Raw genomic sequence first — 14,032 nt, 5'->3', positions numbered from 1 at the left:
TTTGCACCACCGGTTTTAATGCCGCATTTTTGCAGCTCACAACGCATTTAATGACAACCTTCAAACCCGCTCCCCTCCGGCATTTGCACGGGCTGGACCACCTGCGCGCTTTTGCCATCACCTTTGTATTCCTTTATCACTACGGGCGCATTTTCCCACACCCGGCGTGGACCAACACCATCAGCGCTTTTGGGTGGACCGGCGTGGACCTCTTTTTTGTGCTCAGCGGGTACCTCATTGCCTCGCAGCTCTTTGCCGGCATTGCCGCCGGCAAAGGCGTGGATTTTCCCACTTTCTTTATCAAACGCGTATTCCGCATCCTGCCGGCTTACCTGCTCACACTGGGCGTGTACGTGGCGCTGCCCTCCTTCCGGGAGCGGGAAGCCCTGGCTCCGCTGTGGAAATACCTCACCTTTACCCAGAACCTGGGCCTGGACCTGCGCACGCAAGGCACCTTCTCCCACGCCTGGTCACTGTGTATTGAAGAACAGTTTTACCTGGTGCTGCCACTGGTGCTGATAGCGCTACTGGCCATGAAGCAACTCCGCAAAGGCGCATGGTTGCTGGCGTTCCTGTTTGCGGGCGGCTTTGTGCTGCGGGCCTTTTGCTGGGATCATTTTGTGGCGCCTTTCCAAGGGGAAGATGATGCATGGGTGCGTTGGTACACCTGGTTGTACTACCCTACTTTTTGCCGGCTGGATGGCTTGCTCGTGGGCGTATCCGTCGCAGCGCTCTTCCGGTTTAAACCCGCTGTGAAAGCGCGCTTGCAGCCGCATGGCAACCTGCTGCTGCTGGCCGGCATAGCCGTGCTCACGGCAGCTTACTTTACCTGTGCAGACCCGGAAAGTTATGCGGCGTCCGTGGCGGGGTTCCCGCTTACAGACCTGGGTTATGGATCGATCGTCATGGGGGCGGTGTGCCAGGGTTCCATCCTGGATAAATATCGTACGGGCATTACCGTTAGGCTGGCCACCTGGTCTTACGTACTGTACCTCACGCATAAGATCGTGATCCATGTTACCCAAAACGGGCTCCGCGCCTGGGGATGGGACCTGGAGAGCAACGCCACCTTTGCCGTATGTACCGTGGCGTGCCTGGTGGTGGCATGGCTGCTGAATAGGTTGCTGGAAAAACCTTTCCTGCGCCTGCGCAACCGGGTGCTGCAGAAAAGGAAGCAACCGATGCCGGCTGCCGTGACGGTATAGCAGAAAGTTACGCGGGCCACAGGGCCGCTTTAGCCAAAAGCTACGCCGCCCGCTACAGTTGCTTTATAATGGCAATAATATCTTCTTCGCCCAGGGTTGCCTCCGCATGCTGGAAGCTGTCAAAGGCTGCCTGCCCCAATGGGGTGGCCAGGCCCAGGTGCTTGGCCAGGCGCAGGTCTTTGGCAATATGCTTCAGCGCAAAGGCTGGTGCATAATTGTTATCCAGGATGGCTTGTCCTTTTATTTTGATGAAAGGATTGCCCAGGGCGGAGTTGTTGATCAGTGTGAGCAGGTCTGCCGTGGCAATGCCATTGTTGCGCGCCAGTAACACCGCTTCTGCCAGGCCTTGCGCATGATAGGCCAGCATGCTGTTGATGGCCAGTTTGGCGGTATTGCCGGCGCCATGATCCCCGACCCGCATTACCAGGCGCCCTATTTTTTCCAGCACCGGTTTGGCTTGTTCAAAGGCGGCGGCCGGTCCGCCCACCATGATCACCAGGGCGGCGTCCTGTGCCTGTTTTACACTGCCGGATACCGGCGCATCCAGGTATTCATTGCCTTGCTTATGCAGGCTGGCGGCCACCTCCCGGCTGATGTGGGGCGACACGGTGCTCATGTTGACCACCAGCTTCCCGCTCACACCTGCTGCCAGCAGGCCTTCCGGGCCCTGCACCAGGTCGTGGATAGCAGCATCGTCCGATACCATCAGGAAAATAATATCAGCGCCGGCCATGGTTTCCTTGGGCGATGTGGCGGTATTCCCAAACCCGGTTTCCTTGTCTTTGCTGCGGTTGTATACCGTTACAGGGTAGCCGGCGTTTACCAGGTGCTGTGCCATGGGATGGCCCATTTTGCCCAGTCCTATCCAGCCTATTACAGGTGTGCTCATATGTGCATGATTTATTGTTACGTAATGATCAGTCCTGCGCTGCTACGATCTGCCAGCTGCGCAGCCTTGCAGCGTCCAGGTGCAGGAGGTGGTGCAGCAATGCTTCCAGTTTTGCGGGCGTGGCTGTTTGTTCCACTGATGGTGCATAACGCTGCAAAAAATCGCTGGGCGCATACGCCAGCAAAGGCCGGCGCGCCGCCGGCGCCACACCGGGCAGGAAGCCATGGTATTTGATGAAAAAATCGGTGAGCAATTCATTGCTGAAATACAACTGCATGGCTTCGTAATGCCCATTGGCCGGCGTTTCGGTGAAAAGGTAGTTGCCGGCTGCGGCCAGCACCAGGCCGCCTGCGGCCACGCTCACCGCAATGGTGGGAGCTTGCACCTGTACGCTGCCATTTATGACCAGCAGGGCCAGGTTGCCATGCAGCGACACCGGTACGTGGTCCTCCGCCACCGGCGTGCGATAGCGGGCCAGGCCCACCCCGTGTGGGTCCGGTACGCCTTGCTCAGCAATGTTGTATGGAAGGTGGCGGATGTTCACGTTGACAAAAATCGTGGATTTGAAAAATACTGCTTTTTTTCGTGGGGGTATGTGATTTTTGTGTGACGGCCGGGAAGGCCCCGGATTTTTTCGCTTCGCGTAAACCATTTTCCCGATACGATGGTGTAACCCCTGCAGTCGTTATCATCTTTGCGCTGCTAAGCTGCCCCGGCGTACTTATCAGGTATGCCGTGTCATCATCACACTACCCATCCCGATAACCAACATTAACAGATGAAACCATTCATTCCATGCGCCCTTGGCCTGGCCATTACGGCCACCAGCCTTCCTGCGCAGGCCCAGGAGCAAAAACGTTCCATAACAGACACCACCCATCAACTGCAGGAAGTGCAGGTCATTACGGGCTATAACAAGTTTGCAAAAAAAGAATCCAATAACGTGGCACGCCTGCCGCTCCGGAATATTGAGAACCCGCAGGTGTACAACGTGGTGCCGCATGAAATACTTACAGACCAGGCCATTGTAACTTACAATGATGTACTGAAAAATGTAAGCGGTGTAAGCCAGGGCCTCGTGAACGGGTCCAATACTTTTTTCCTGCGCGGTTTCCTTACTTCCAGCCTGCTGCGCAATGATATGCAACAGCAGATCGGCAACAGCATTGAAGTGCAGGGCATTGAAAGAATAGAAGTACTGAAAGGGCCTTCTGCCACCCTTTTTGGCAGCACCCTCACTTCTTTTGGCGGGCTGGTAAACCGCATCACCAAAAAGCCTTACGAAACCTTTGGTGGTGAGATCAGTGTAACCCGGGGCGGGTTTGACCTGAGCCGTATTACCGCCGATGTGAACACCCCGCTCAATGCAAACAAAGGCCTCTGCCTCCGCACTAACCTTGCCTACCACGATGAAGGCAGCTTCCAGGATGCCGGCTTCACCCGGCGTTTCCTGTTTGCCCCTTCTTTTATGTACAAGGTGAGCAACCGCCTCACTCTCCTCCTGGATGCGGAGGTGTATGCACAAAAGGCAAACGACTTCAACCGCCTCTTCCCCCAGGCCTCGCTCACACTGGACAACCCGCGCAAACTGGGCATTGACTACCGCCGCTCTTACAGCAGTAACGATCTCTATGAAACCAAACCTTCCGTAACGGTGTATGGCCAGGCCAAATACAAGCTGTCTGACCAATGGACCTCCACCACGGCCTTCTCCCAGACCAATGCAACGGTGGATGGCTACTGGAGCTGGAACCAGATCGTACGGGACAGCATGGTGACCCGCAATCCCGGCCATGAGCATACCATCCAGGGGTCCACGGAAGTACAGCAGAACTTCAATGGCGACTTCCTGCTGGGCAATATGCGCAACCGCGTGGTCCTGGGCCTGGACTACCTCACCACTGCCACCCGCAGCGCCGCATCCACGGTCAACGGGTTTGACAATGTGCTCATCCACCAGAAAGATCCCCGCTACTATGAGCTCACACCCGCCAGGCTGGACGCGGCTTTAGCCAAGGTGCCCCTCGTCCCTGCATGGACCGGCCGGGATATCTACAGCGCATATATTTCCGATGTGCTGAACATCACTCCCGCCCTGTCTGTGATGGCCAGCATCCGCGTGGACCACTTTGTATCCAGAGGCACCAGCACTGCAGATACTACTTACGGCCGTTACCATCAAACCGCACCTTCTCCTAAACTGGGCCTCGTGTACCAGGTGATCCGGGACAGGCTGTCCGTGTTTGGCAACTATATGAACGGCTTCCAGAACAATAGCCCCGCGCGCCAGCCCAATGGCCAGTACACGGACTTTACACCTTCCCATGCCAACCAGTGGGAAGCCGGCATCAAAGCGGATCTGCTGGCAGGCCGCCTTACCGGTACGGCCAGTTACTACCAGATCAATGTAAATGATGTGATCCACACCGCATTTGATGGCAGCGGGTTTTCCGTGCAGGACGGCAGCCAGCTGAGTAAAGGGTTTGAAGCAGAAGTGATTGCCAACCCCGCTGCAGGGCTCAACATCATTGCCGGCTATTCGCACAACGATATTTACACCAGGAACCAGGATGCCACCGGCCAGCACGATGGCCTGCGCCAGTGGAACGGCCCCGCAGAAACGGCCAATCTCTGGATCAGCTACCACCTGCGCAGCACCGCGCTGAAAGGCCTGCAACTGGGCATTGGCGGCAACTATAACGGTAAGGCATATATTACGCAGACCCACACGCAGGGCTCCTTCTACATCCCGGAATACACGGTGCTCAATGCATCCCTGGGTTATGAACGCAACGCGTGGCGGGTAGTTTGCAAACTGGATAACCTCACCAACGAAGTATACTGGGGCAGTTACATCAGCCAGATGATGCCCCGCCGCTTCAGCACCACGGTGGCCGTAAAATTTTAAGCAACGCAAATGGTAAAGAACATTAAACGCTGGCTGGCGTGGCACCGCTGGACCAGTTTGATCTGCACCCTGTTCCTGTTCATACTCTGCATTACAGGGCTGCCGCTCATCTTCGGGGAAGAGCTGGAAAAGGTCTTCAGCAGGGAAGCACCTTTTCCGCCCATGCCGGCCGGTACACCCCTGGTGAGTTTTGACAAGGTAGTAGCGCAGGCCTTCCAGCGCTATCCCCATGATGTCATTAATTTTATGTATCCGGACGATGATTATCCGCAACTCGTGGTAAGCATGTTACCTGATCATGCATCGCCCCCCAAACTCGCGCACAACCTTTATTTTGATGCCCGTACCGGCATCCTGCGCAGGGATGAGCCACCGCTGACCAAACAGCCGCCGGACTTTATGCGCACCATGCTGGCGCTTCACCGGGATATGTTCATGGGACTGAATGGTGAGCTATTCCTTGGCCTTATGGGCCTGTTGTTCGTGATCTCCCTGGTCACCGGCGCAGTATTGTACGGCCCTTACATGAAGAAGCTGGAATTTGGCACCGTGCGCCGCGACCGTAACCGCCGTTTCAAATGGCTGGACCTTCACAACCTGCTGGGCATCGCTTCGCTGGTATGGCTGGTGGTCGTGGGCGCCACCGGTGTGATGAACGAACTGGCCACCCCTCTTTTCGGCCTGTTTGGACAAACAGAAGTAAAACAAATGCTGGCGCCCTACGCAGGCAAACCGCCCATACCCAGGGACAGCCTGTACTCCACGGAGGCGGCGTATGAACATGTAAAAGCGGCCCTGCCCGGCATGGAGGCCACCAGCGTGGTTTTCCCGGGCAACCCTTATGGCAGCGCCTATCACTACCTGGTGTGGACAAAAGGCACCAGCAATGTCACTTCCCGCCTGTTCACCCCTGTACTGGTGGATGCGCGCACCGGCAACATCACCCACATCATAGACCTGCCCTGGTACCTGCGGGCCCTGGAAATGTCGCGCCCACTGCATTTTGGCGACTATGGAGGTATGCCATTGAAAGTGATCTGGGCCTTATTTGATGTGGTGTGCATCATCGTACTGGCATCCGGCGTGTACCTCTGGTTTGCACGCCGCAAAACGCAGGAAGCCTATTTTTCTCAAATCGAAGCAAACATGATCAATGGCTAAAGCAAACGTGGTAAAAGTATGGCGCACGCCGCTCCTGCTGGGTATCCTCAGCGGTTTTGGCCTGCTGGCAGCGCTGCTGGGCAACGGCGCCTGGAAGGCATTTGGATGCACGGCACTTATTGTTCCGCTATTCATTATCTGCTGGAAAGTCCTGCGCCGTAAATCATAAAGTCCTGGGATGTCTGCACGGCCCGCCTTGGAGGGTGTAGGCCATAAGATGGACCAGGCGCTAATCACAGCCCGTGGAAAACTTCCGCGGGCTTTTTTATTGCGCCCTGTACGGTGCAGAATTAGTTAAGAACCCTTATTTTTGGACCCGAAAGGAAATTGTGCAACATGCATTACCCCCTGATCTTTTTTTGTACCTGAACCGTAACCTCCAAACCATTTCAAACCCATGAAAAACGCTTTTGTACTGATGGCTTGCAGCGTAGCCATGATGGCCACCTCCTGTAACAACCTTACCGGTACCGGCAAGGGAACTGACTCCACTGCCTATGCCAGTTCTTCCGAGAACGACGCCAATGCGATCATTGGCTACACCAACTCCGTGGTAGACCTGCTCAATCATGACATGGACTACCTGGACCAGATGTCGCGCTACGTAACGCAGGTAGACAAAGCCCTGCACAACCCGGGTGACCGCTTTGCTTTCCTCAGCATCTCCACTCCTTTTTCCATGCCCAGGATCAAAGCATTCAACGACAAGAACGATCCTGCCCATCCTTCCAGCGCCCTCGCAAAGGAAGACCAGGCTTTCTTTAAAGCCCACATGGCGGCCTACACTGAGGCATCCGGCAAGCTGGAAACATTCCGCAAGGAAGAAGCAGACTACCTGAAGGCAGAGGACTATAAAGACGACAAAAGCGTGAAAGGCCTGGCCCTGCTGGATTCCATCCGCAATTACGCCGGCATCATGATCGATGAAAAAACAGCGGTGATGAAGCGCATCAACACAGTGGCCGATGCGGCAGAAGCCGTGGCCCTGAAAGACAGCCCCCTGCGCCAGCCCATCCACGACATGAAAGCTGATATGGCCGCTGTAAAAGCATTTGTGTCTGGCATGGGCCAGCATGCGGATGATTACAAAACCTTTGCAGATTCCGCCCAAACCGGCTACAGCAGCCTGGAACAGGCACAGACCGCCCACGCCGCCGCCAACAGCGACAACGTGAAAAAAGCAGACAAGGATTCCCAGTACAAAAATTTCTATGACAAGTACCACGACTTCCTGCTGCGCGCCAAAAAGATCATGCGCGACGCTGGCGATGCCGGCAAGCTCACAGACAGCCAGCTGGAAGACCTGGACAATGATTACGAAAGCATGATCACCGCGTACAACTCCTTCACCAGCTAAGTCATTATTGCCTTTTATTTAAGAATGAGCACCGGCACCCGCGTGTTGCGGTAAATGCCTTCTGAGATGCTTTTGTGGGTCAATGAATACAGGAAGCTGTACTTGCCCGGCATGGCAATGATGAGCTGCACATCGTGATCTTCCGTAAAGGCCATGATGCCCTGGATAATATTCCGGTCATTGCGGTAATGCAGGGAAAAATTATAGTGGTGCAGGTAATTACGCAAAGCGGCTTCGGTTTCGTAGAAAGATGCATCCGGCTCCTGGTAGCGGCCTTTGGGGTCAATGTTGAGCACCATCAGGTTTACGTGGTGCCACAATGGGGAAACCGCCAGGGCATTGAGTTTGGAGAGATGATGCAGGGCGTTGTAATTGTAGGGCACCAGGGCGGTTTGCACCGGGCGGTAACGGTAGCTGGCCGGCACTATCAGCACGCGCACCGGGCTGGTTTTGGCAATGCTGATCACACTACCGGCAATGGTGCTGCCACTTACCTGGTCATGATCGTCGCTGCCGATGATAATAAGCTCCGGTTTTTCTTGCTGCACCAGTTCCAGGATGGCGCGCAGCAAAGGGGCCTCGCTCTGGGCGGTACACACCTTTACATCCGGGCCGGCCTGGGTGACCAGCTGGTGGCAAAGCTGGTCCAGTTTTTCCCGGGCATCCCGCCGCTCCTGCTGGCGGTATTCCTGGTTTACCGGCGCATATTCGGCAGACACCACGATGTTATCGAACACATTGTCGTAGAAAGTTTTCAGCAGGATGATGCGTTCGTACTCATAGCGTTTGGCCCAGGCGGCGCCAAAGGTCACGGCATTGTCCGTGGTAGCGGTGAAGTCAACGGGTATCAGTAACGTTTTCATAACGACTCCTTGAGTTTATGGTTCATGCGCTGCACCAGCGCAATGGCTTTCTCAATGTCCGCTGCACGGATGCCTCTTCCGTGGCTTTTTCATACCGTTCAATTAACCAGGGATCCAGGTTGTCCATTAACGACTTTCCTGCTACAGTTAAGAATATCCGCTTGTTGCGGCGGTCCTGTTCATCTTCCTGGCGCATCGCCATGCCGCGCTTCACCAGGTTGTCTGCCAGGTAGGTCATGCCGGATTTGTCTTTGATCAGGACATCCGCAATTTCCTGCTGGTTGGCCCCGTCATTGCGGGACAGGTAAAAGATCACCTCCAGCAGCTCGAAAGTAATGTTCAAATCCTGTTCCTTTATTTTCAGCTGGATCTGCTGCCGCAAAAAGTTCTTTGTTCTGCCATGGATAGGGCCAGTTCCCGGGCCAGTTGGGCCAAATTCCCTGCTGCCATGTGCTACTGCAAATTTACGTTTTCCCAGTGCACGGCGTCCCCGGGGGGGGTGAGCATGGCTACCCGGGCCTGTACTTGGGCATAGTGGGGAGCCAGGCGGCCCGGGAGTGAGCATGGTGATCCGGGCCTGTACCCGGGCACAGTGGGGAACCAGGCGGCGGGGATTATTAGTTTGAATTTAAGCTGATTTTTAAGAGATGGACGTGCGTTGGGGATTTCATCGTCCTTGCAATGGCACAAACCCCGTTACCGGCTCCTCGCAAAGGTTGCATACATAATCTGCGGGCAGGGCTTCAAATGCAGTGCCGGCCGGCACCTGCGCACCCGGATCTCCTACTGCGGGATCATACACGGTAAGGCAAGCCCCGCACTGGTGCAATGCAGGCGGCGCCACCTCCTCCACCACGGGCGCCGCATTGGCCACCTGGTATTGCTGCAGCACATCCTGGCGGCTGATATGGTCATAAAATTCCTTGCAGAGCGATACCAGGTACACCCCCAGGTGCTCTTTCATGACCTGCTCCCGGTACAGCAGCCATTCACTGGCATTGGGATTAAAATCCTTTGCATAATAAATATCAAACCGGTCCATGGAGCGCAGGCGCGACGTGGCATGGCTGCCGCGCAGGCGGATGATCACGGAGCCAAACAGGGCGGTGCTCCGCTTCAGCCGCACATTGAAACAAAGCCCGTAGGTGCGCACATCTTCCCGGTCAAAATGCCGGATGATGGCCCGCTTGATCACCAGGTCATCTTCATCTTCCACGATCCAGTTCAGCTCATTGGCGGCATGCCGCACATTCACCCGGTGCTTGCCCAGGATGTAGTCCCAGAGCGGGCGGTGGGCCGGCGCTATGTTACGTACCACCAGCGATTTCCAGGTGGTGAGATACAATTCACCCACGTTTGTTTCCCGGCAGGCATTGCAGCAATCCTTCAAAAAGCTGACGGGAAACGTTTCATCGCGGCGGTAAATGCCCAGCCAGTATTGCTGGTCTTTTTGCTTATTGAATCCTTCATAGTAGGGCAACTGGAAAGCCGGCAAGGTAAGCGGCGTAGTAATGGCCCGCCCGATGTAAGGTGATACCCATTTTACGGCTTCGCGCAATGCGCTGATCTCCATGAAACCCTTTAGCATAAAGTCTTCCAGCACCTGCGATACCGGCGCCACATCGCTGCTGTACACCAGCTCCGGCCAGTGGTATACCGTAGCCGTTTCCGGGAAGCGCAATGCCAGGTGCCAGTAATGGGTGTGGGCAGATGCGATCCAGTTAATATGACTGGTAAAATAAGGCACAAAAGTCTGGTCCCGGTCGCACAGGTTGATCTTCAACCGGGGCGTGAACTGGAACGTATCGAAAATATCCTTGTAAGCCCCTTCCGTAAGCCAGCTGTCCGCCAGCATAATGCCGGCCGCGGGATAGGTGGAAGTGATGTTGGGCAATGGCTTCCGCCCCTGCTGAAAGGATACGTGCTGTGCATTGCAGCCCTGCTGGAAATTTTTGAAATGTTTCTCCGGCACCTGCAGCTGCATTTGCTGGCGCAGGCTGAAACGCACTTCCTTTACCTGCGCGGCCGCTGCCAGTTCCAGCACGCGCAGCAACATACCCGGTGACACGATGCCGCCGGTAAAATTGATCGTAACAGGAATGCCTTTTCTCATACACAATGTTTTATACCAATGCCGGCGTAGCCTGCTTTTCCAGCTCCCGCTCCAGGATGGCCTTCACTTCCGACTTGCAGCTGCCACAGCCCAGGCCCGCGCCGGACGCAGTAAAGAGGGCAGATAATGTCGTAACCCCCGATGCGATCTTACTACAGATATTGCCTTCGCCCACATTCCCACAGGAACATACCAGCTTTCCCTGCACCGGTTCTGTTTTCTTGCCGGAGCGCAACAGGGAAAGCCGCTTTTCTGATAATTCTGTTTGTTGTTGTATCAAATCCTTAAACTCCTGGAACTCTGATTTATCGCCAATAAGGATAGCGCCCACCAGTTTGTCCTGGAACACAATGCATTTTTTATAATACTGCTGCGAGCGGTCTGTGAAGATCACTTCCTCGTAACCCGCGTCCTTAGGCGGTTCTATCACGCCCAGGGAACAAAGGTCAAAGCCGTGTATCTTCAAAATATTCATACCTACCGTGCCGTTGTACACTGCCGACACATCTCCTGCCAGGTAACGGGCTATCACGTCGGCCTGCTGCTCTGCCGCGGCAGTGATACCATACAGGCTACCCTTAAATTCCGCGATCTCTCCCATGGCATACACATTCGGATCAGACGTCTGGAGGTAATCATTTACCACCACGCCCCGTTTGCATGTAAGCCCTGCAGCCTGCGCCAGTTCTATGTTTGGCACGGTGCCGATGGACATTACCACGGCCTGGCATTCCAGCAGGCGCCCGCTTTTAAGCCGTACAGATTCCACCGCCGCAGCACCCTGGTACAAGGCCACTTCATCGTTAAAGATCACTTCTACCCCGCGGTCAGTAAGCGCTTCGTGCAGCAGCTGGCTGCCCAGCAGGTCCAGTTGCCGGTCCATCAGTTTAGAGCTGCGTTGCAGCACGGTAGCCTGCACCCCCACTTCACGCAGGGAAGCCGCCAGCTCTATGCCCAGCAGGCCACCGCCTATGATGAGCACCCGGCCTTTTGCAGGGTCCACGTGTTGCCTGAACCGGTCTGCATCTATGCGGGTGCGCATGGTAAAAATACCTTTCAGCGGGGGCGTGTCTTTAAGCATGGCCGGCCGGCTGCCCATACCCAGCAGCAGTACATCGTACGGATGCACTACACCCTGGTCGTCTGTAATGGTCTGCTGTTCACGGTCTATGTGGGTGATGCTTACGCCTTTCTTCAACTTCACATGCATATCCCCTTCCTCCTCTTCTGTCATTTTCACGATCTGCTCCCAGCGCTGGGTGCCGCTGATATAGTCTGGCAGCATCACGCGGTTGTAGAAAGGAAAATTCTCTTTGCTGAAAATGATGATCTCGTCCTGCTTGTTCCGGGCACGGTAACTGTGCACAAATCCATGTGCCGCGGCGCCGGCGCCAATGATCAGGATGCGCTGGAAGGGCTTCTCATAGCGGCTCACCGCCACTGCACTGTATTTGAAATCCGGCTGTTTGGAAAGCGGGTCCACCAGGTTGGATGTGAGGTTGTTGGCCCTTTGCAGGTCACTGTTCAATATTTTGCCCCAGTGCATGGGCAGGAACACTACCCCCTTTTTGATGTTGCTGGTCAGTTGTGCTTTTACCCGCACGCTGCCCCGCTTGTTCTCGATCACCACCAGGTCGTCCTGCGCTATGTTGCGGGCCGCCGCATCGTCCGGGTGGATCTCCAGGAAAGCGTTGGGGATATGCTGTTTCAGTTTACCCACCTTGCCGGTCTTGCTCATCGTATGCCACTGGTCGCGGATGCGGCCGGTAGTAAGGATCAACGGGAAATCCGGTGAAAGCGCCTCTGATTCATTTTCATCCGGGAAGCTGTGGATGACGGCCTTCGTGGAAGGCGTATAAAAACGGTGGTCTGTAAAAAGCCGCTGGGTACTGCTACCGGTGTAAGGCCATTGCACGGAGCGTTGTGCCTTCAGCACTTCATAACTTAACCCGCTGATGTCAATGTTAGTACCCTTGGTAAGCTGGCAGTGCTCTGCATAGATCTCCGCCGGTGAGGCATAATCAAACCCGGGATAACCCATCTTTTGCGCAAACCTGCAAATGATCTCTGCATCCGGCAAAGCCTCTCCCGGTGCGGGCCGCAGCTTATCCAGGTAACTGATGCGGCGTTCCGCGTTGGTCATCGTACCTTCTTTTTCTATCCACCCCGCCGCGGGCAGTATTACGTCTGCATAGGCCAGCGTTTCCGGCTTATGGGAGATCTCCTGCACTACTACAAACTTTGCATTGCGCAGCGCAGCTTCTGCGCGCTTTGCATCCGGCAGGCTTACCAGCGGGTTGGTACACATGATCCAGATGGCTTTGAGCTGGCCGCTTTCCAGGGCTTCAAACATCTCCGTGGCAGTAAGCCCGGGCTTTTCCGGTATGGCACCACCCCCCCAGAAATCCTGCACTACTTTGCGGTGGGCAGGATTCTCCAGGCTGCGGTGGGCCGGCAATAAATTAGACAGCCCGCCCACTTCCCGCCCGCCCATGGCATTGGGCTGCCCGGTGAGGGAAAGCGGGCCGGCGCCTGGTTTTCCGATTTGACCGGTGATCAGGTGCAGGTTGATCAAGCTGAGATTTTTATGAACGCCTTTCACACTCTGGTTCAGCCCCATGGTCCACATGCTGAGAAAACCACGGGCCCGGCCTATCATGCCCGCCGCTTTAATGATGAGGGCTGCCGGTACGCCGCAGATCTCCGCTGCTTCTTCAATGCTGCGTTGCATCACCGTTTCCCGGTAGGCGGCAAAACCGCTGGTATGTTGTTTTATAAAATCGTGATCCGCCTTTCCTTGTTCTATCAGCACGCGGCCTATGGCATGGTGCAGCACGATATCTGTGCCCGGCATCACCTGCAGGTGCACATCGGCCAGGGCACTACTCTGCGTAATGCGCGGATCGCTCACAATGAGCTGTAGTTGCGGGTTGGCAGCCTTTGCGGCTTCCACCCTTCTCCACAGAATGGGATGGCACCAGGCCGGGTTGGCACCCGCCACCAGGATGCAGTCTGCCAGTTCTATATCATCATAGCACACTGGTACCGCATCTTCTCCCAGCGACATTTTATACCCGGTTACTGCACTGCTCATGCAGAGCCTTGAATTGGTATCGATATTGTTGCTGCCAATGAACCCTTTGATGAGTTTATTGACCACGTAATATTCCTCTGTAAGACATTGGCCGGAGGCGTAAAAAGCCACGGAGTCCGGGCCGTATTTATCAATGAGCGTCTTGAATACGGCGGCGGTACGGGCCAGGGCATCGTCCCAGGAAACCCGCTTCCGTGGCTGGTATCTGTTGGCACGCATTTCAGGATACAGGAGACGGTCACTGCTGTCCATCACGGTGTAGTGCAGGTTCATGCCCTTGGAACAGAGCATGCCTTTATTCACGGGGTAGTCCTTATCCCCTTCCACTTTCAACTGACCATTGCGGTCTTCCTGCACCACGATGCCGCAGCCTATGCCGCAATAGCAACAGGTGGTTTTAACTGCTCCTGCCATAAAAATCGTATTAGGTACTGTGTATTAG

At 55.3% G+C, this 14,032-nt stretch carries 11 protein-coding genes; 5 read left to right on the top strand and 6 right to left on the bottom strand.

Annotated features, from left to right (window positions below; translation table 11 throughout):
- Nucleotides 1-50 precede the first annotated feature (50 nt).
- On the top strand, nt 51-1,205 hold the full coding sequence (locus DCC81_RS08340) for an acyltransferase family protein (protein ID WP_108686080.1): 1,155 nt from the start codon (nt 51-53) through the stop codon (nt 1,203-1,205).
- Between the two features lie 52 nt (nt 1,206-1,257).
- Here the strand turns inward: DCC81_RS08340 and DCC81_RS08335 are convergent, their stop codons facing one another.
- Together DCC81_RS08335 and DCC81_RS08330 are read right to left on the bottom strand one after the other, a co-directional pair.
- Entirely contained in the window at nt 1,258-2,094 is an 837-nt protein-coding gene (locus DCC81_RS08335; protein WP_108686079.1) for an NAD(P)-dependent oxidoreductase, read from the bottom strand.
- Between the two features lie 28 nt (nt 2,095-2,122).
- Complete coding sequence (locus DCC81_RS08330) at nt 2,123-2,638, bottom strand: hypothetical protein (RefSeq protein WP_108686078.1); 516 nt, start codon at nt 2,636-2,638, stop codon at nt 2,123-2,125.
- Between the two features lie 234 nt (nt 2,639-2,872).
- On the opposite strand from DCC81_RS08330, the gene DCC81_RS08325 reads away from it, so the two are divergent.
- The 4 genes from DCC81_RS08325 (at nt 2,873) to DCC81_RS08315 (ending at nt 7,520) form a co-directional block, all read left to right on the top strand.
- On the top strand, nt 2,873-5,002 hold the full coding sequence (locus DCC81_RS08325) for a TonB-dependent siderophore receptor (RefSeq protein ID WP_108686077.1): 2,130 nt from the start codon (nt 2,873-2,875) through the stop codon (nt 5,000-5,002).
- A 9-nt stretch (nt 5,003-5,011) separates the two neighbouring features.
- Entirely contained in the window at nt 5,012-6,163 is a 1,152-nt protein-coding gene (locus DCC81_RS08320) for a PepSY-associated TM helix domain-containing protein (RefSeq protein WP_108686076.1), read from the top strand.
- Entirely contained in the window at nt 6,156-6,332 is a 177-nt protein-coding gene (locus DCC81_RS25535) for a hypothetical protein (protein WP_165806487.1), read from the top strand. Before DCC81_RS08320 ends, DCC81_RS25535 begins: the two co-directional genes overlap by 8 nt.
- A gap of 228 nt (nt 6,333-6,560) precedes the next feature.
- Complete coding sequence (locus tag DCC81_RS08315) at nt 6,561-7,520, top strand: hypothetical protein (RefSeq protein ID WP_108686075.1); 960 nt, start codon at nt 6,561-6,563, stop codon at nt 7,518-7,520.
- A gap of 14 nt (nt 7,521-7,534) precedes the next feature.
- Here DCC81_RS08315 and DCC81_RS08310 read toward each other — a convergent pair whose 3' ends face one another.
- The 4 genes from DCC81_RS08310 to DCC81_RS08295 all read right to left on the bottom strand — a co-directional run bounded on the left by DCC81_RS08310 (nt 7,535) and on the right by DCC81_RS08295 (nt 14,004).
- A complete protein-coding gene (locus tag DCC81_RS08310; protein WP_108686074.1) occupies nt 7,535-8,383 on the bottom strand; it encodes a universal stress protein in 849 nt (282 codons plus the stop codon).
- Nucleotides 8,384-8,405: 22 nt separating this feature from the next.
- Nucleotides 8,406-8,726, bottom strand: coding sequence for a MarR family winged helix-turn-helix transcriptional regulator (locus DCC81_RS08305; RefSeq protein WP_205686274.1), 321 nt, complete (start codon nt 8,724-8,726; stop codon nt 8,406-8,408).
- A gap of 324 nt (nt 8,727-9,050) precedes the next feature.
- Nucleotides 9,051-10,496: a rubredoxin gene (locus DCC81_RS25825; protein WP_108686073.1), complete on the bottom strand. Its 1,446-nt coding sequence runs from the start codon at nt 10,494-10,496 to the stop codon at nt 9,051-9,053.
- A 10-nt stretch (nt 10,497-10,506) separates the two neighbouring features.
- Nucleotides 10,507-14,004 (bottom strand): nitrate reductase, encoded by a 3,498-nt coding sequence (locus DCC81_RS08295; RefSeq protein ID WP_108686072.1) that lies wholly within the window; start codon nt 14,002-14,004, stop codon nt 10,507-10,509.
- Nucleotides 14,005-14,032: the final 28 nt, after the last annotated feature.

It is taken from the genome of Chitinophaga parva (assembly GCF_003071345.1).
Classification (GTDB): Bacteria; Bacteroidota; Bacteroidia; order Chitinophagales; family Chitinophagaceae; genus Chitinophaga; species Chitinophaga parva.
Note: the sequence above shows the minus strand (reverse complement) of the source record. Positions and strands in the feature narration are given on the sequence as shown.